This window comes from Xylanibacter oryzae DSM 17970, from assembly GCF_000585355.1.
Taxonomy (GTDB): Bacteria; Bacteroidota; Bacteroidia; order Bacteroidales; family Bacteroidaceae; genus Prevotella; species Prevotella oryzae.
This window is the reverse complement of the sequence record NZ_KK073873.1, coordinates 2,245,731-2,264,838: the sequence shown is the minus strand read 5'-3', so window position 1 is coordinate 2,264,838 and position 19,108 is coordinate 2,245,731. Positions and strand designations below refer to the sequence as shown.

Here is a 19,108-nt window from a genome sequence, read left to right as displayed (position 1 = left end):
AAATGAATATGAATAAGAGTATTATAACCATTTTTGCCGTGACTCTATTACTTCTGACTGGTTGTTTTGGAGGTAAGTCCACCTTATCTACAGGAGGAGAGGTTACAGGTATAGGTGGTGGAAGAGGATTCGCTGAACCTACTCCTTATGGAATGACACTTGTTAAACGTGGACATCTTAAAATGGGTATAGATAAACAGGATAGTCTATGGGGTATCGAAACACCCGTAAAGGATATATCTGTTGATGGATTCTGGATGGATGAAACCGAAATAACAAATTCAGAATATAAGCAGTTTGTACAGTGGGTACGTGATTCAATTCTGCGGGAGAGGCTTGCTGATCCTGCTTATGGAGGCGATGAAACATATAAGATAACTGAGGACAGAAACGGTGACCCTGTGAAGCCACATCTGAATTGGAAAAAACAATTGCCGAGAAAACCAAACGAAGATGAACAGAGAGCTTTTGAAAGCCTGTATAAGACGAATCCTGTGACAGGCGAAAAAATTCTTGATGCAAGCCAAATAAATTATCGTTATGAGGTTTATGATTATACAGCTGCTGCTTTAAGGAAAAATCGAATCAAACCAGAGGAGAGAACACTAAATACGGATGTTTCTATTGATCCCAATCAACAGACTTGGATATCAAAAGATACAGCTTATGTTGATGACAACGGTAAAATAATAAATAAGACAATTAACCGTCCTCTTACCGGCCCTTGGGATTTCCTTAATACTTATATCGTAAATGTATATCCTGACACAACATGTTGGGTTAATGATTTTAAAAATTCAGATAATGAAATATACATGAGATTATATTTCAGTAGCCCGACGTATAATGATTACCCTGTGGTTGGTGTTACATGGGAACAGGCCAATGCATTTTGTGCTTGGCGTACAGATTACCTGTTAAAAGGACTTGGAGGCGTAGCGCGTTATTTACAGAGATATCGTTTGCCGACAGAAGCAGAATGGGAATATGCTGCTCGAGGGAAGGATGGAACAGAATTCCCATGGAGTAATGAGGCGACAAAAAGTGCTAAAGGTTGTTTTTATGCCAATTTCAAACCAGATCGTGGAGATTATACAGAAGATGGTAATCTCATAACAAGTAAAGTTGGAATATATGCAGCTAACAGTAATGGACTTTACGATATGGCAGGAAATGCAGCAGAATGGACTAGCACGGTATACACAGAAGCCGGAGTTGGTATGATGAATGATATGAATCCTGAATTATCATATAATGCTGCTACAGAAGATCCTTATAGGTTGAAAAAGAAAAGTGTAAGAGGAGGATCATGGAAAGATCCTGAATCATTTATTCGTTCGGCTTGGCGTTCTTATGAATATCAGAATCAACCACGATCTTATATTGGATTCAGATGTGTTAGAAGTCTTGCGAGTAGCACGAGTAATAAAAATAAAAAATAAAAGTAAAATGACAGAATATAGTAAATACAATATTGTTTACCGTTTGCAAAAGTGGATGGATAGTGTTCCCGGGCAGACATTCCTAAACTATTCATATAGTTGGGGAGCCTCTATCGTAATACTTGGAACACTATTTAAACTTACTCATCTTCCCTGTGCTAATTTGATGCTTTACATAGGTATGGGCACAGAGGTCTGCGTATTTTTTATTTCTGCATTTGATCGTCCTTTTGACAAGACTGCAATAGATAAAGAAATCCCTTCTCATGTTACAGATGAATATTTGGAAGAAAACGAAAAGTTTAAAAGAGAGGATGTGCATAGCCCAAATATAGTTTCGTCTCATTTAAAAGGTGAACAATTCTATAGAGAAAAAGTTACATCCAATAATATAGCAGAGCAAGCACACTCAGCTATTCAAAATTCAGAATGGGTTGGAGAACAGCAACAGGTCTCTCCTGAGATGGCAGAGGCCACAAGTAATTATGTAGAGGAGCTGAGAAAACTTACAGATATGCTTGCTAATGTTTCAGAACAGAGTTCTCGTCTTACGAGGGATTCTGAAGAAATGGAAAACCTTAATCGTACTCTTACAGGCATTTGCAAAGTTTACGAAATGCAGCTTAAGAGTGCTAGTGCACAAATAGGGACAATAGATCAGATTAATGACCAGTCAAGAAAGATGGCAGGACAAATAGAACAGTTGAATAAGATTTATGCTAGGATGATAGATGCAATGACAGTTAACATGCGTTCTGCTACTTCTGGAGCTAGTAATCTGGATGCAAATGTTTAAGGTTAAATAAATGGCAATAAAAAAAAGACCAATATCTCCGCGCCAAAAGATGATAAATTTGATGTATGTCGTCTTGATGGCAATGCTTGCTCTAAATGTATCTACTGAGGTGCTCAATGGCTTTTCTATAGTTGAGGAGAGCTTGAATCGTACTACAGCTAGCTCGAATAAGGAGAATCAGGCTATATATAATGATTTTGCTTCTCAAATGAAGTCTAACCCTGAAAAAGTTAAGGCTTGGTTTGATAAAGCTCGTTCGGTAAAAGAAATGAGTGATTCATTATACGACTTCGCTCAACAATTGAAAGTAGCTATTGTAAAAGAGGCCGATGGTAAAAATGGAGACCTTCAAAATATAAAGAATAAGGAAAGTCTAGAACCTGCTAATCAGATAATGTTAGCACCAATAGGGGGTAAAGGTAAAAATCTATTCAATGCTATCAATTCTTATAGAGAGCGTATACTTACTATGGTTACTGATGAAAATCAGAAATTGATTATAAACAACAATCTTTCGACTAAACTACCTAGGAAAGCTCATACCATGGGTAAAAATTGGCAAGAGTATATGTTTGAGGATATGCCGGTAGCTGCTGCTGTGACATTATTGTCTAAATTGCAGAGTGATGTAAGATATGCAGAAGGAGAAGTATTGCATACTTTAGTCTCAAATGTAGATATGAAAGACATACGTGTAAATAAGTTGAGCGCATTTGTTATTCCTAATGCCCAGACTATTATTAGTGGTGGCAAATTTACAGCTAGAATTGTAATGGCAGCAATAGATACGACTCAGCGACCTAATATATATATAGGTAACAGACGTGTAAATCTTCACAATGGACTTTATGAGATGCAATGTACTCGTACAGGCGACTTCAATCTTACTGGCTATATAACTATGGCTAATGGAAGAGGAGATGTGCTACGTAGAAACTTTACACAAAAATATACGGTAGTTGCACCGAGCGCAACTGTTTCGGCCGATCTTATGAATATGCTTTATGCTGGTTATAGTAATCCTATAAGTATTAGCGTTCCTGGAGTTCCTCTTAATAAGATTTCTGCAACAATGAGTGGAGGAATTTTACAGCCGGTATCTTCGGGTAAGTATATTGCCCGTCCGATGAATATAGGACATGATGCTGTTATATCTGTGTTTTCAAATATTTCAGGTCATATGCAGCAAATGGGCAAGTTCGTTTTTCATGTACGTAAGTTGCCTGATCCTTCAGCATATATTGCATTCAAAGATGCTAGTGGTGCGTCATCAAGATATAGAGGCGGAAGTCTGTCTAAAGGCCAATTGATGTCTGCTAGCAGTATTGGTGCTGCAATTGATGATGGATTACTTGATATACCATTCAGAGTAATTAGTTTCGAAACAGTATTCTTTGATAATATGGGGAATGCAGTACCACAGGCATCGAATGGTTCTAACTTTTCTGAACGACAGAAAGAAGTTTTCCGAAAACTTCAGCGTAACCGTCGATTCTATATAACGCATGTCGTAGCAGTTGGACCTGATGGAATTGAACGGAAATTATCAACTGCTTTAGAGGTTGTTGTAAGATAGTTTATTTAGTAGAATATTAAAACATAATGAGAATGAAACGGCTATTTTTCATAATAATAATATCATGTGTTGCAGGAGCGATATCAGCTCAACCTGCAGCTCGAATAAAGGATCAAGCACAGAAAAATAACAGTTCTGTAAAAATGACAATGCGATCACAGCTTAGTTATCCGACAGCGATACAAATGCCAGAAGATGTGGTATGGCGAAGAGACATATATAGAGAAATAGATCTGACAAAGGATGCTAATGCAGGTCTTTATTATCCTGTAGAACCTCAAGGAACCAAAATGAATCTATTTACATATCTTTTCAAATTGGCACTTGCCGGATATATAAATGTTTATGAGTATAGGTTGGATGGTAATGAATCTTTTGAAGATAGCGCTAAAGTAAATCTTAAAGATTTGCTTAAAAATTACCATATATTTTATGAGTTGAAAAATGGAAATTTGCATGTTGAAAACAGTGATATACCTTCTTCAGAAGTAAAGTCGTATTATATAAAGGAGTGCAGTTATTTTGATCAGATCAGTAGCACATTTCATACCAAAGTACTTGCTCTATGTCCAATTATGACACGCGAAGATGATTTTGGAGACGGTTCAGCTAAATATCCATTGTTTTGGGTAAAATATGACGATGTGGCTACATATCTTAGTCGGATGACAACTATGGTAAGTAATTTTAATAATGCTGCAACAATGAGTCTTGGTGATTATTTTGCTATGAAGAAATATCGTGGTAATATTTATAAAACAAATAATATGCTAGGTAAAACTCTTGCACAATACTGTTCTTCAGATACCACTATGGCTAAAGAACAGAAACGGATTGAAGGGGAAATTGAATCTTTTGAAAAGAATATTTGGGGGAATCAGGCAAGAAAAGACTCAATAGATAGCATAGCAAAACTTGATAAAACAGGTTCTAAAGCAAAAATCATAAATAAGAATCGTCGTTCATCAAGTGTATTAAAAACAAAGGCTCCTTCGTCTTCAAGTTCATCCTCTTCATCTCCTGCACGAGTAACTGTTCGTCGTCAGAGACATTAAATAACAAATAAATAAAATCGATATGAATAAAAAAATTACTCTTTTACTTTTTGCCATTGTTTTAATGGCTGTAGCACCTGTACAAGCTCAAGTAAAACTTGGCGTAAAAGGTGGACTGAATATTAATAATATGTCATTAAACTCAGACCTTGTCAGTTCTTCAAACAGAACGGGATTCTTTATAGGACCGACTCTTAAGTTTACTCTTCCGGTTGTAGGATTAGGAATAGATGCAGCTGCCCTTTATGATCAGCGCGAAGCTAAATCAGATGACAAAACAATAAAATCGCAAAGTTTAAATATTCCTATCAATCTACGTTATATTATAGGATTGGGTAACATCGCCGGTATTTATTTTGCAGCAGGTCCTCAGTTTGGATTTAATGTTGGAAATAAAAATATATACACTGAAAATGATTTAAATGCCACAAAAACAACATGGAATTTTAAAGATTCTAATTTCAGTATTAATCTTGGTACCGGTGTAATGTTACTAAAACATCTTGAAATTGGAGCTAATTATAATATTGTATGTGGAAAGACAGGTGATGTTACTGTTAAAAAAGCAACAGATAGTGTTACCAGTACCAGTAAGAACCGTTCTAACGCATGGCAGATTTCTGCAGCATATTATTTCTAAGAGATAAAACAAAGAATCTGCAAAGATATAAAAAAGCAGGTGCTAAATATTTGGCACCTGCTTTTTTTTGCTACCTTTGCATTTATGAAATATGTAGATGTGATATTACCTCTTCCGCTATACGGTTGTTTTACTTATGGCATCCCCAATGAGATGCTTGGTAAACTGAAAATTGGAATAAGGGTAATAGTTCCCTTTGGAAAGAGTAAAACGTATATTGCAATAGCAGCGCATATTCATGACAATAAACCTACTGAATATAAGATTAAAAATATAATAAGGATCATTGACGAAAGTCCTGTTTTACTTGATAATCAGTTGAAACTATGGGAATGGTTGGCAGACTATTATATCTCGCCTATAGGTGATGTCTATAAGGCCGCTTTGCCTACTGGTATGAAGACCCAAGATGGTTACAAACCCAAGACGGAAACTTATATCACACTTACCAAACAGTTCCGTAACGAACGTTCTTTGCATGATGCCTTTAATATTTTGGCACGTGCTACACAACAGCAAAAAGCTCTTGTGACATTTCTTGAGATGTCACATTGGGATTCTCTAGATGGTGATGAATGCAGAGAGAGTACAGTAGAGATAACAAAAGAGGAACTTATAAACGAAAGCCATTGCACTACTGCTATTATAAATAATATCATAACTCGAAATATACTTGTTACTTATGAGAAAGAAGTGGGTAGGTTAAACAAAGGGATTGAACCTCATCTTGATAAAATTAAGAAACTTAATACGTATCAGCAGGAAGCGTATAATTCTATATTGTTTAATTTTCTAAAAAAGGATGTCTGTCTTCTTCATGGGGTTACATCTAGTGGGAAAACTGAAATATACATACATCTTATTGAGCAAGAATTGCAAAAGAAAAAACAGGTGTTATATTTGCTGCCAGAAATAGCACTAACAGTCCAAATAATGGAACGTTTGCAGCGCGTGTTTGGTAATAGGCTCGGTATATACCACTCGAAATATTCAGATGCAGAGAGAGTCGAAATATGGAAAAAGCAACTTTCTGATAATCCATATGATGTAATATTGGGAGCTCGCTCAGCTATATTCCTTCCAATTAAGAACCTTGGAATGGTTATAATTGATGAGGAGCATGAAACATCCTTTAAACAACAAGACCCGGCTCCAAGATATAACGCCAGAAATGCAGCCATTGTGCTGGCTAAAATGTATGGAGCAAAGACTTTGCTAGGCACAGCTACCCCAAGTCTGGAAAGTTATTATAATGCTATTAAAGGGAAATATGGATTGGTAGAGTTAAATACACGTTATAAGGATATAGCATTGCCAGAGATTGATGTCGTAGATATAAAAGATCTTCAGCATCGTAAGATGATGACAGGTCCATTTTCACCTAAATTGATTTTTAACATAAAGAGGGCTTTAAACAATGATGAACAAGTGATATTGTTTCAGAACCGCCGGGGATTTGCACCAATGGTAGAATGTAAGGAATGTGGGTGGGTTCCACATTGCACAAATTGTGATGTGAGTCTTACTATGCACAAAACTACTAATCAACTAACTTGTCATTATTGTGGCTATACATATCAAATTCCAACAGTTTGTCCTAATTGTGGTGGTACAGAATTACGCGGACGTGGTTATGGCACTGAGAAAATAGAAGATTATGTGAAAGAAGTCTTTCCTGAAGCACGTCTGGCAAGAATGGATCTTGATACTACAAGGACTAGAAGTGCTTACGAACGTATAATTAGTGATTTTTCGATGGGTAGAACGAATCTTCTTATTGGAACACAGATGATAAGTAAGGGTTTAGACTTTGACAAGGTTAGTGTTGTAGGCATATTGAATGCCGATAGTATGCTTAATTATCCTGATTTTAGAGCTTACGAACATTCTTTTATGATGATGGCTCAAGTTAGCGGACGAGCAGGCAGAAAAGGTAAAAGAGGCTTGGTTATTTTACAGACGAAAAGTCCAGATACTCCTGTCATATCTCAAGTAGTCAGCAATAATTATAAGGACTTCTTTTATGGCCAATTGGAAGAGCGTAAAACATTTCATTATCCTCCATATTATCGCTTAATTTATGTTTATCTGAAGCATCGGAATGATAATGTCGCTGAAACTGCCGGTATAGAGATGGCTAGCAGGCTTCGGCAGATGTTTGGTAGTCGGGTATTAGGTCCTGACAGACCTGCTGTGGCAAAAGTAAAGGCAATGAATATACGTAAGATCGTATTAAAACTAGAACTACAGATTAATATTAAAAAAGTACGCGAATGCCTCCATTTTGCACAGCTGCAAATGATGGAGGATTCGCGTTATAGTTCTTTGCAGATTTACTTTGATGTAGATCCGCTATAGCATTATATATCCAAGTCCAGACCTACACCAAACACTTTGTTTGTGCGTGTAAAATCATCAGTCCTGTTTGTTGGAATAGTTGTAGTGCTTACAGTCATGTTCTGAGCATATTCCTTATGGAATGTATCATAGGTGGTCCAGAAGTAAGCTACATTTAGCTTAGCTTTCTTTGTGACTTGGAATCCAGCTCCTAATCCTACTGAATAGCTGCTAGTGGTGAAACTCATGTCATTAAGGAATGAGCCATCTCCAAATTTGTAATTTGTCTTCTGTATACCTGCACTTACTTGTATTACTTTGTTAATGTCATATTCAGCACCGGCTAAGAATTCTTCAGTGTTTCCTGTCAGTAACTTTTGCTTATCTTTATCCATGCGTGCATCCTTGTCGAAGAAATAATGGTAACCAACGTTTACTCTTAGTGAAGGTAGAATGCTATATTGTCCACCTATAGTGAATATACCTGGTAAATCATTCGGCGTGTTTACACCATCTGTAAACAATCCTGTATCATCTCGTTTCGTGTTATTTTGGATGTTGAATTTTGTTGTGAATTCAAGTCTTGTGCCGATATTAATATTTTTCCATTTTAAGTCAAGACCTATGATAGGGGTTATTCCCCATCCAGTTTGAGTACATTCCAAATATTTATCAGCAAACTGTCTTTTTGCTTCTGTAGCCTGTGTAGCGCCTGCTGCATATCCGGCAGATTTTTGCTCATATGCTGTTTTATCAGCACTACCATCAGCCATCTCGCTTGCACGCATCTTATAATAGAATGCCATTTGTGAATAACTGTTAGCCATATCTCCGAAGTAGTTGTAAAGATTTTCACTTGTACCATTTATATTAGCAGAGATATTTGTTATGCTTCCTTCATACTTGTTCTGAATGTAGTTAAATCTAGCACCAGCATAAGCAGAAAGATATTTAGTAATCTTATATGTAGCTCCCAACTGCAAGCCAAATACGTACTGCTGTCCGTATATATAACTTTTTACAGAATACCCAGGTGCCGAAGTCTTATTAAATCCCATCTGATATAGAAGAGCCGGTATCATTGCTACTTGACTCTCAAAAGAGCCTAGACCTTCATCATATGTGGCTTTACCACCACCACCAGTTACAGCAAAGCTAGCTTGGAATCCCCATTTGTCATAATTGAGTGCAGCTTGTACAGAAGGAATCACAGGTGCAGATGCTGTACCTTTAAATGTTTTAACACCATTATTGTCTCCACCATTCATCTTGAATGGCTGATAATATGGAGTTCCTTGTAAAGCAGGTACTGTTAGACCGCTGTTGATTGTTCTAGTCTGATACACGTTCTGGACATTGAACGACAGATGTAGTCCTTTTTCCAACCATGCTACACCTGCCGGGTTGCTATATGTTCCATCAATACCAATAGCACCATCACGTGCAGGGTTTCTTAAAAAAGCAATATTCTGATTTGTGTTAGTCAGTAAACCGCCTGCTTGAACGGTAAAACCTGTCATCATCATTAATCCGATGCAGGTCAATTTTATTTTATTCATCTTAATCACTATTAAAAAATATGGCCGCAAAGGTATACAAATTGTTCTGTTTTCCATTTTTAATGTGATTTACTTAACACGTATTAACAAAATAGCATATAAATATTGCACATATCATCAAAAATGTGCAATATTTATATGCTATTTTTTAAGTTCAGGATAACTTATTCTAGTATGATATACTGTCTTTAATTTATCGACCAATACCGTTTTTGCTACAGAAATATCTCGGAAAGTGATAGGGCAATCTTTGAAGAAACCATCATTTACCTGTTGGTCGATAAGTTTGTTCACCATATTATATATACTAGCCTCTGTGTATTCTTGTAGAGAGCGTGATGCTGCTTCTACAGTATCAGTCATCATAAGTATAGCTTGCTCTCTTGTGAAAGGGTTTGGACCTGGATATGTGAACAATGAGTCGTCTATCTCTTCACCGGGATGTTCGTTTTTGTATTTTATATAAAAGTATTTTGCAACACCTAACCCATGATGAGTTGTAATAAAGTCTTTGATAATATTTGGCAAATTATATTTTTCAGCTAATCTAAGTCCTTCCGTTACATGACTTATTACCATTTGAGCACCTTCTGTGCACGACATATTGTCAAGAGGACTAATTCCTGCTTGGTTTTCAGTGAAGAAAACGGGATTTGTCATTTTCCCTATATCATGATAAAGAGCTCCTGTCCTAACCAATTGTGCTTTAGCTCCGATTTTGTTTGCTATCTCTGCGGCAAGATTGCTTACAGAAATGGAATGCTGGAAAGTACCAGGTGCAACTTCACTAAGTCTTCTTAGTAAGTCTTTGCTTGTATCTGATAATTCAATAAGCGTGACATTTGAAATAAATCCGAATGTTCTCTCAATAAGATCCATAAGAGGGTATGCGAACAAAAGAGCTACACCATTTATTGCAAGATGCGTATACATGCTCCTGTCAATTTTAGCTAAATCATTGTCATTGATTAACTCAAGAGAGAAGTATATTGCAGCACTGGCAATCGTAACAAGCAATGCTGTCTTGAATAACTGAGCACGGCGTGATAATTCCCTTAATGAATATATTGCAACAAGCCCAGCAATTAGTTGGACAACTATAAATTCATATTGGTACCTTAAAGCACAAGCACATATAAGTATCATTGTAACATGAGCTATGAACGCAGTTCTAGAATCCATAAAGACCCTTACGAATATAGGCACCATTGCGAAGGGCAGTATATATACGCTGAAGTAATTGTGCGATACCATTAGAGACACCATGATAGGGAATATCAGAATAAGTGAATATAGCATCATTATGCTCCTTGGTTTCTCAAAGTAATCTTTACGGAACAACCCCAAATATAGAGTGAACATAATCATAATGGTTAGCACATACAATATTTGCCCACCCATAGTCTGCCAATAGTCAGCTTGACTGTTAGTACGTTTATCATTTTCTTTTTTGAGTGATTCCAATACACGATAGGTGCTCTCTTCTACAATTTCACCCCTATCAATAATCTTTTGCCCACTCAAGACAACGCCGTTGGCAAGTGGTATACCGTTAGTTAAATCGTCCATGCTTGCTTTGCTCCGCTTCTTGTCAAACATTAGATTAGGCTCGATATATTCATTAAGATTGCACTTTTGAAGAATTTGCCGTTGTTTCGATATCGCGTCGTCAAGAAACAATTGTTCATAAGCTGATAAGGTTGAATATAAACAGTTTATCTGTATGTTTATAGCTTGCTTACCGCTCACGATCCTTATCATCCTCGTACTATCTTTGTATATGTCAGAGTATAAAGGAGTTTCTATTATACCTTGTTGATATAACCTGTGCAGGCGATCCGCTATAGTGTATATAAAACTCTTTGGTAGGCCATTAATGCCACCTTTATAGTCGTTAATAAATTTGCTTATTTCTTTGTTTTCGACACTCCTGTCAAGATTAAAATATGGCTCGTATTGAGCTAGCATACTATCTTTCTCCGCTTTTATAGTTTTCTCTGATTTATATACAGGAAAATCATATTTTGCGATAAGTGAACTATACATCCAGGGCTTACCAATCTCATATTGGAACTCTGGACCATTCTTCCTTGGCAAGAACCAGACAATTATAATTACTGTGGTAACAATAAGTGTAAGTCTGGTTAAAAAGTTTCGCCAATACAGTTCGCTTTTATTATTAAAAATGTTCATATTATGGTCTTCAAATGTTTTAAAATACATTTACTTTGCGAAAATACGAAAAAAAACAGCAAATTAAGAAAAAAAAGTAGTATTTTTGCAAAAAATTAGCTTATCTACATTACTTTATCAATGGCAGAAAGAAAAGTAAGGGTGCGTTTTGCACCAAGTCCTACAGGGGCATTACACATTGGCGGAGTTCGTACCGCGTTGTATAATTATTTGTTTGCACGCCAGCATGGTGGCGATTTGATTTTCAGGATAGAAGACACCGATACACACAGGTTCGTACCAGGTGCTGAAGAATATATCATCGAATCTTTCAAATGGCTCGGCATCAAGTTTGATGAGGGCGTAAGTTTTGGTGGAAATTACGGTCCTTATCGACAGAGTGAACGCCGTGATATATATAAGAAATATGTTAATCAGCTCCTTGATGCTGATAAGGCGTATATTGCATTTGACACACCTGAAGAATTGGATGTCAAACGCGAAGAAATAAAAAATTTTCAGTATGATGCTAAGACCCGTGGACTTATGCGTAATTCACTTACACTTCCTAAAGAAGAGGTGGATAAACTTATCGCTGAAGGCAAACAATATGTTGTTCGCTTTAAGATAGAACCGGGTGAAGCTGTACATGTTAATGACCTTATTCGTGGAGATGTACGTATAATGAGCGATATCCTTGATGATAAAGTGCTTTACAAAAGTGCTGACGAATTACCAACATATCACTTAGCCAACATAGTTGATGATCACTTGATGGAAATAACTCATGTAATTCGTGGAGAGGAATGGTTACCGAGTGCTCCATTACATGTATTATTGTACCGTGCTTTCGGGTGGGAGGATACTATGCCACAGTTTGCACATCTCCCATTGCTACTTAAACCTGATGGAAAAGGAAAGTTGAGCAAACGTGACGGTGACAGGCTTGGATTCCCTGTATTCCCATTGGAATGGCATGATCCTAAGACAGGAGAAGTGTCTTCTGGATATCGTGAAAGTGGATATTTCCCTGAAGCGGTAATTAATTTTCTGGCATTATTGGGATGGAACCCAGGAACAGAACAGGAATTGTTTACTCTTGATGAGTTAGTAACACTTTTTGATATTACAAAATGTAGTAAAGCTGGCGCCAGATTTGATTTTCAGAAAGGAATTTGGTTTAACCATGAGTACATTCTAAGAAAAAGCAATGAAGAGATTGCGGCAGACTTTGCACCAATAGTTAAGGAAAATGGCGTTGAAGAGACTATGGAACGTATAACAAAAGTTGTCTCTCTAATGAAAGACCGTGTAAACTTTGTTAATGAGTTGTGGCCACTATGTTCATTTTTCTTTATTGCTCCAACTGAATATGACGAAAAGACTGTGCGTAAGCGTTGGAAAGATAATTCTGCTCAAGTTATGGTAGAGTTGGCTGATGTGATAGAAGGCATAGACGATTTCTCTATAGGAAATCAAGAAAAGATAGTTGAAGGTTGGATTGAAAGTAAAGAGTACAAACTTGGTGATGTTATGAATGCTTTCCGCCTTGCCCTTGTAGGTATCGGTAAAGGACCTGGAATGTTTGATATAACAAACTTCTTGGGAAAAGAAGAAACACTGAAACGACTACACCGTGCGATAGAATTACTTAAATAAGAACGAAAACTCAAACAATCGTGTACAATCTGATAATCTACATATATTTGTTGGGCGTGGCAATAATGAGCCTATTCAGCAAAAAGGTTAAAAAGATGTGGCAAGGAGAGCGAACCGCCTTCAATGTCCTAAAAGAAAACGTAGATCCAAGTGCAAAATATGTATGGTTCCATGCAGCTTCATTAGGAGAATTTGAACAGGGACGCCCTATCATGGAGCGCCTAAGGCAGTCGCATCCCGAGTATAAGATACTTCTTACATTCTTCTCTCCATCTGGATATGAGGTACGTAAAAACTATGAAGGAGCAGATGTTATATGTTATTTGCCTCTTGATACTCCGCTAAACGCAATACGCTTTTTGCGACTTGTCCGTCCATGTATGGCCTTCTTTATCAAGTATGAATTTTGGTGGAATTATCTTCATATATTGAAGCATCGTAATATACCAACATATAGTGTAAGCAGTATTTTCCGTCATGAACAGGTGTTCTTCCGCTGGTATGCTTACGAATATCGTCTTGTACTAAAGTGCTTTACACATTTTTTTGTGCAAAATGAGACTAGTAAACAACTTCTTTCCAAATTAGGTATAAACAATGTGTCCATTACAGGTGATACTCGTTTTGATAGGGTACTTCAGATAAAGGAAACATCTAAGATACTACCTATAGTTGAATCTTTCAAAAAAGATTCTAAGGTATTTGTTGCCGGTAGCAGTTGGCAACCAGACGAAGATATTTTTATCCGTTACTTTAATGAACATAAAGATTGGAAACTTATTATAGCTCCACATGTAATAGGAGAGGATCATTTACAACAGATATTATCTAAACTAGACCGTAAAACAGTTCGTTATACACAGACCACAACGACAGAAGTGGCTGATGCAGACTGCTTGATAATAGATTGTTTCGGATTATTGTCGAGCATATATCATTATGGAGAAATAGCATATGTCGGTGGTGGTTTCGGTGTTGGAATACACAATGTGTTAGAAGCTGCTGTATGGGATGTACCTGTATTTTTCGGTCCTAATAATCAGCGTTTCCAGGAAGCCCGTGAACTTTTGGCATCTGGAGGCGGTTTCGAAATAACTGATTATGACACCTTTAATAATATAATGGTAATGTTTGCTACTGATGCCGCATATCTTAAAGATGCCGGTGACAAAGCTGGCGCATACGTAAAGAGCCGTTCGGGAGCCACAGAAAGTATTCTTTCGTTTGTTTCTCTATAACAGTCGAAAGAATACTTTTTCAGATTCTCAAAGACTATCTAAAATCTAAAATCACTAATCCATTACTATTTGCTCGTATTAGCCTCAGTTATTATTGGCTAAACCTTCGCATATATTCCTTTAAAATTTTAAAGGATAATTTATTAAGATAGCACAACTAAGCGTATTCGTCAATATAACTTTAGTAGGGAGTGTTGTGTTTATTTTTTTTTACGAACATAAGAAAATCAGTATAATAAGTAAAAGTAATATTATCGTAACGGTATTGTAAAATAATTATAACCACTGGATAATGGTTATGAAATATTACCACTGTATCTTTGCATTAACAAAGAAACAAATACAAAATAAAAAGAAATTGACGGAACTCAAGTACAGCAAGTTGTTCCAAATAATATAATAGGAGAGAATATACTTGCTGACTAGAAACTGAAAAGGTGATTTTAACCGGGCCTTTAAGGCGTAACGATGGGGCGGTTATATTACGATCATTAAACCAGTCCGTCATAGTGAACAATATTTTATCATTATAATATTTATCCGTAAAATTGCTAACCTTATTATTTTGATATAATCAAGTCCCGAATAAAATCGATAATGCAACATATGGTTTTATTCGGGTTTATGCTATTCAGAAGTTGGTCGATTTTATTTGTAACAGGAATGAAAGAAATATGTAAAAGCTTCATAATCTTAATGAAATAATGGTGAAATATTATGATTGTATCTTTGCATCGTGATTTAGAAACAAAAAGTCATATTAATTAAAAACGAAAAAGATGAAAAGAATTTTTATTTCAGTGATGGGCATTATGATTGCCGTATCAGGCATGGCGCAGGAGACAACAACCACGTTTAAACCAAGTGGAAGTCCAATAGTCACAGTGTTCACTGATTTCAGAGTGCAATCTACAGATGGTAAAACAAACACCGCTTTCGAGATTTCAAGAGCTTATTTAGGCTATGCCTACAACTTCTCTCCTTACTTTTCTGCAAAGGCTGTTATGGATGTCACTGATAAGAATAACGGTTATCAGGGTTCTGCTTATACCGCTTATATAAAGAACGCCTATGGCGAATACTCAAAAAACGGTCTTACTGTCGACTTCGGTTTGATAGGTACTAACACATTCAATCTACAAGAGTCTTTATGGGGTAAGCGTTATCTTTTGAAATCATTCCAGGATCTTAATGGATATGCATCAAGCGCAGACCTTGGACTAGGTATCAAGTATCAGATTATTCCAGAGTTGAGCGTTGATGCTCAGGTAGTAAACGGAGAAGGTTACAAATCAGTACAGTCAGATAGTGCTATTAAGGTTTCTGCTGGAATAACATATCAGCCGATCAAGAAACTCTATATGCGTGTATACGGAGATTATCAGAAGAAGCAGGAGGCACAGACCACATTCAACGCTATGATAGCTTATAAAGATGATAAGTTCACTTTAGGTGGTGAATACAACTTGCAGACAGGTCACAACAAGGTGAAAGATCATAATCTTAGTGGTTTATCGTTTTGGGGTACATACAATCCATGCCCAAAATTCGCAGTATTTGCACGCTATGATAACCTGACATCAAAGAAAACAAATGGAGCTACCGATGGTTGGAATTCTACCGATGGCAATCTCTATGCAGCAGGTCTTGAAATATTACCGGTAAAAGGTATCGCAATATCACCTAATGTGCAGATAAGTGACCCTTCTAAATCAGGATCAAAAACTTCCACAAGTTATCTTGTAAGTTTCAAGTATAGTTTGTAAAAATAAAAAAGGAAATAGTATTATTGCTATAGTCTGTAAAAACAAAATATAAATCATTTATTAAATAAAAAATTATATGAAAAAGAGTATTATTTTAGTTGCATTGTTGAGTTTGATGACTCTAGGCAACAAGGTTAGCGCGCAGTCAATTTCAGGTGCAGGAGCTACATTCCCACAACCATTCTATAATGCAGCATTTGTAACATATGAGAGACTTGCACATGCTAAAGTAACTTATGGTGGTATTGGTTCTGGAGGCGGTATCCGCAGTCTGAAAGATAAAATCGTAGACTTCGGTGCATCAGATGCATTCCTTACTAATGCAGAACTCAAAGAGATGCCGGCTACTATCGTACATATCCCTACATGTAGCGGTGCTGTAGTAGTGGCTTACAATCTACCAGGTGTAAAGCAAATTAGGCTTACTCCTTCTGTATTAGCTTCTATTTTTCTAGGACAAATAAAAAATTGGAATCATCCTGCTCTAAGAAAATTGAATCCAGGTGTGAGATTCCCAAATAAGGAGATCACTGTAGTTCACCGTTCAGATGGTAGTGGTACTACTAATATGTTCACCGATTATCTTACTAAAGTGAATAACGTATGGCGTACTAAGGTTGGTGCAGGCAAGACTGTCAACTGGCCTGTAGGTATTGGCGCAAAAGGAAATCCAGGTGTCGCAGGAGCTATTCATCAGACATATGGAGCCATTGGATATGTAGGTTCTGAATACGCTTTCGCTCAGCGCGAACCGTCAGCACTAATCCAAAACAAGGCAGGTAAGTTCATCAAGGCAACTGTAGCTTCTACAAGCGCAGCCGGAAAAGGTAGAATCCCAGCAGATACACGTGTTATGCTTAATAATTCATCAGCTCCTACAGCTTATCCTATCGCAGGTTTTACATGGCTAATTCTCTATAAGGAACAGGCTTACAACAACCGCAGTTTAGCACAGGCTCAAGCAACTCTGAAACTGATAGACTGGATGGTAAGTCGTAATGCACAAGTGCTAGCTGTTAAAACTAATTATGCCCCACTTCCAGCAGGTGTAGCCGCAAGAGCAAAAGCTATACTACGCACAGTGACATATAGAGGAAAAAGAATACTGAAGTAAATGAATAGTGATAAAATTCTGAAACGCGTATTGTTCGCCTCCTCTCTGGTTATCATTATGATAGCCGTGGCAATGGTATTTTCACTGTTCGAGAGGTCGTTACCGTCTATATCCAAATTTGGATGGCGGTTTCTGATCTCCGACCAGTGGAATCCTACGCAGGGGAGTGAGAATTATGGCGCATTGCTCTTTATAGCCGGTACACTGCTCACATCAGTAGTAGCTCTGGTTCTAGCCATCCCGTTGGCGTTCTGCACTTCGCTGTTCGTTGCGGAATACTTCCGTGGTACTAAGCTTGCATCTGTTGTCGGTACACTTGTAGATCTTTTGGCTGGCATCCCGTCCATCATCTATGGCCTCTGGGGATTCTATATACTTTGCCCATTAGTCGTTAAATTAGGATTGAGTCCGCAGGGATTTGGTGTATTTACATCGGCATTGATACTTGCCATTATGATTGTACCTTACGCCACATCTTTGAGCAATACTACAATAGCGATGGTGCCTAACGACCTGAAAGAAGCCGCATATGCGCTGGGTGCCACTCGACTGGAAGTAATACGCACGGTGGTGTTGCCAAATGCCCGTTCGGGAATGACAGCAAGCTACATTCTTGCCTTCGGTCGAGCTATCGGTGAGACTTTGGCAGTGACCATGCTTATTGGTAATGAGAACGTTATACCACATGGACTTTTCTCTACTGGTAATACTATGGCGAGTGTTATCGCCAATCAGTTCGGTGAGGCTAGTGGATTGCAGTTGAGTGCATTGATAGAGCTAGCTCTGCTCCTCTTTGTGATAACTACGATTATCAATGCGATAGGTAAATACATCATTAAAAAGATTGGATAATGGATAATACTATTAATATGGAGAAAACGGCAGGGTTGCTATCTTCAATTAGTTATAGAAAAGCTAAAAACAATATCTTCAAGATAGCTGTGATGCTATTTTCTTTCCTTACAATCTCGATGGTATTCCTAATTATCGGTACATTGCTAGTGAAAGGTTACAAGCAGATCAACTGGGCTTTCTTTACTGAAGTTGCCCCCGACACGTTTACCGCCATGATGGCTACTGCTAGTGGAGAGGTTATCCCAGGAGGAATAGCCAACGGTATACTTGGTTCGATCTATTTGGTCCTAATTGCATCTGTCATAGCCATTCCAATAGGAATCGTCATCGGGGTGTATCTCTCAGAGAATAGTAAGAAAAAATATGCATGCGTGATACGTGATATCGCAGACATCCTACAGGGTGTGCCTTCTATCGTTATCGGTATCATTGCTTATATCTGGGTAGTGGTTCCATTGACCAAAGGATATTCTGTTTTAGCCGGCGGTGTTGCTCTATCTATTATGATGCTACCGCTGATTGTGCGATCCACAGAGGAGTCGCTCAAAATGGTTCCTGAAACACTCAAAGAGGCAGCCCTTGCCTTAGGTACACCTTATTATAAAGTGATATGGCGTGTGCTCATACCTACGGCTTTCTCAGGACTAATTAGCGGCATACTGCTTGCCGTTTCGCGTGTGCTTGGCGAGACCGCCCCGCTGATGCTCACAACATTGGGTAATCCAGACATCAATTGGAACATAGTTAAACCGGGTTCGGCTGTACCATTGTTGATTTGGCAGTTTTATAACGACCCTAACATGGTGAATCTGATATGGAGCTCAACTATATTCCTGATGGGATTTGTGCTGATACTCAATCTGATATCAAAATGGATCGGGGCAAAAAGAAAATAAAGA

General features: G+C 37.5%; 14 protein-coding genes. 12 read left to right on the top strand and 2 right to left on the bottom strand.

Annotated features, from left to right (window positions below):
- The first annotated feature begins 2 nt into the window (after nucleotides 1–2).
- The 6 genes from porK to priA all read left to right on the top strand — a co-directional run bounded on the left by porK (nucleotide 3) and on the right by priA (nucleotide 7,867).
- Nucleotides 3–1,442, top strand: a complete 1,440-nt coding sequence (porK, locus tag XYLOR_RS09185; protein WP_036878719.1) for a T9SS ring complex lipoprotein PorK/GldK — start codon at nucleotides 3–5, stop codon at nucleotides 1,440–1,442.
- Nucleotides 1,443–1,449: 7 nt separating this feature from the next.
- Nucleotides 1,450–2,238: a type IX secretion system motor protein PorL/GldL gene (gene porL / locus XYLOR_RS09180; protein ID WP_036878716.1), complete on the top strand. Its 789-nt coding sequence runs from the start codon at nucleotides 1,450–1,452 to the stop codon at nucleotides 2,236–2,238.
- Between the two features lie 10 nt (nucleotides 2,239–2,248).
- The gene (gene porM, locus XYLOR_RS09175) at nucleotides 2,249–3,814 is read left to right on the top strand and encodes a type IX secretion system motor protein PorM/GldM (RefSeq protein ID WP_036878713.1); all 1,566 of its coding nucleotides are present in this window, start codon (nucleotides 2,249–2,251) and stop codon (nucleotides 3,812–3,814) included.
- 32 nt (nucleotides 3,815–3,846) lie between these two features.
- The gene (gene porN / locus XYLOR_RS09170; protein ID WP_036878710.1) at nucleotides 3,847–4,869 is read left to right on the top strand and encodes a type IX secretion system ring subunit PorN/GldN; all 1,023 of its coding nucleotides are present in this window, start codon (nucleotides 3,847–3,849) and stop codon (nucleotides 4,867–4,869) included.
- A gap of 22 nt (nucleotides 4,870–4,891) precedes the next feature.
- Nucleotides 4,892–5,509, top strand: a complete 618-nt coding sequence (locus XYLOR_RS09165; RefSeq protein WP_036878708.1) for a porin family protein — start codon at nucleotides 4,892–4,894, stop codon at nucleotides 5,507–5,509.
- Nucleotides 5,510–5,593: 84 nt separating this feature from the next.
- Complete coding sequence (gene priA, locus XYLOR_RS09160) at nucleotides 5,594–7,867, top strand: replication restart helicase PriA (RefSeq protein ID WP_036878705.1); 2,274 nt, start codon at nucleotides 5,594–5,596, stop codon at nucleotides 7,865–7,867.
- A 2-nt stretch (nucleotides 7,868–7,869) separates the two neighbouring features.
- On the opposite strand, the gene XYLOR_RS09155 is transcribed toward priA, so the two are convergent.
- Complete coding sequence (locus XYLOR_RS09155) at nucleotides 7,870–9,405, bottom strand: porin family protein (protein WP_036878703.1); 1,536 nt, start codon at nucleotides 9,403–9,405, stop codon at nucleotides 7,870–7,872.
- 141 nt (nucleotides 9,406–9,546) lie between these two features.
- The gene (locus XYLOR_RS09150) at nucleotides 9,547–11,598 is read right to left on the bottom strand and encodes an HD family phosphohydrolase (protein ID WP_036880974.1); all 2,052 of its coding nucleotides are present in this window, start codon (nucleotides 11,596–11,598) and stop codon (nucleotides 9,547–9,549) included.
- 120 nt (nucleotides 11,599–11,718) lie between these two features.
- Here XYLOR_RS09150 and gltX point away from each other — a divergent pair, with 120 nt between their 5' ends.
- The 6 genes from gltX to pstA all read left to right on the top strand — a co-directional run bounded on the left by gltX (nucleotide 11,719) and on the right by pstA (nucleotide 19,105).
- Nucleotides 11,719–13,236, top strand: coding sequence for a glutamate--tRNA ligase (gltX, locus tag XYLOR_RS09145; RefSeq protein ID WP_036878702.1), 1,518 nt, complete (start codon nucleotides 11,719–11,721; stop codon nucleotides 13,234–13,236).
- A gap of 20 nt (nucleotides 13,237–13,256) precedes the next feature.
- Nucleotides 13,257–14,474: a 3-deoxy-D-manno-octulosonic acid transferase gene (locus XYLOR_RS09140; RefSeq protein WP_036878700.1), complete on the top strand. Its 1,218-nt coding sequence runs from the start codon at nucleotides 13,257–13,259 to the stop codon at nucleotides 14,472–14,474.
- A 779-nt stretch (nucleotides 14,475–15,253) separates the two neighbouring features.
- Nucleotides 15,254–16,240: a hypothetical protein gene (locus tag XYLOR_RS09135; RefSeq protein ID WP_036878698.1), complete on the top strand. Its 987-nt coding sequence runs from the start codon at nucleotides 15,254–15,256 to the stop codon at nucleotides 16,238–16,240.
- 76 nt (nucleotides 16,241–16,316) lie between these two features.
- Complete coding sequence (gene pstS / locus XYLOR_RS09130) at nucleotides 16,317–17,354, top strand: phosphate ABC transporter substrate-binding protein PstS (protein WP_036878697.1); 1,038 nt, start codon at nucleotides 16,317–16,319, stop codon at nucleotides 17,352–17,354.
- Entirely contained in the window at nucleotides 17,355–18,206 is an 852-nt protein-coding gene (gene pstC, locus XYLOR_RS09125) for a phosphate ABC transporter permease subunit PstC (RefSeq protein WP_036878695.1), read from the top strand. It begins immediately after the preceding gene.
- Nucleotides 18,206–19,105: a phosphate ABC transporter permease PstA gene (gene pstA / locus XYLOR_RS09120; RefSeq protein ID WP_084608583.1), complete on the top strand. Its 900-nt coding sequence runs from the start codon at nucleotides 18,206–18,208 to the stop codon at nucleotides 19,103–19,105. Before pstC ends, pstA begins: the two co-directional genes overlap by 1 nt.
- The last annotated feature ends 3 nt before the right edge of the window (nucleotides 19,106–19,108 follow it).

Coding starts and splice junctions, on each gene's coding strand:
- porL (WP_036878716.1), top strand. CDS start 1,450: ATGACAGAATATAGTAAATACAATATTGTTTACCGTTTGCAAAAGTGG.
- XYLOR_RS09155 (WP_036878703.1), bottom strand. CDS start 9,405: ATGAATAAAATAAAATTGACCTGCATCGGATTAATGATGATGACAGGT.
- porM (WP_036878713.1), top strand. CDS start 2,249: ATGGCAATAAAAAAAAGACCAATATCTCCGCGCCAAAAGATGATAAAT.
- porN (WP_036878710.1), top strand. CDS start 3,847: ATGAAACGGCTATTTTTCATAATAATAATATCATGTGTTGCAGGAGCG.
- XYLOR_RS09150 (WP_036880974.1), bottom strand. CDS start 11,598: ATGAACATTTTTAATAATAAAAGCGAACTGTATTGGCGAAACTTTTTA.
- porK (WP_036878719.1), top strand. CDS start 3: ATGAATATGAATAAGAGTATTATAACCATTTTTGCCGTGACTCTATTA.
- XYLOR_RS09165 (WP_036878708.1), top strand. CDS start 4,892: ATGAATAAAAAAATTACTCTTTTACTTTTTGCCATTGTTTTAATGGCT.
- gltX (WP_036878702.1), top strand. CDS start 11,719: ATGGCAGAAAGAAAAGTAAGGGTGCGTTTTGCACCAAGTCCTACAGGG.
- priA (WP_036878705.1), top strand. CDS start 5,594: ATGAAATATGTAGATGTGATATTACCTCTTCCGCTATACGGTTGTTTT.
- pstC (WP_036878695.1), top strand. CDS start 17,355: ATGAATAGTGATAAAATTCTGAAACGCGTATTGTTCGCCTCCTCTCTG.
- pstA (WP_084608583.1), top strand. CDS start 18,206: ATGGATAATACTATTAATATGGAGAAAACGGCAGGGTTGCTATCTTCA.
- XYLOR_RS09135 (WP_036878698.1), top strand. CDS start 15,254: ATGAAAAGAATTTTTATTTCAGTGATGGGCATTATGATTGCCGTATCA.
- pstS (WP_036878697.1), top strand. CDS start 16,317: ATGAAAAAGAGTATTATTTTAGTTGCATTGTTGAGTTTGATGACTCTA.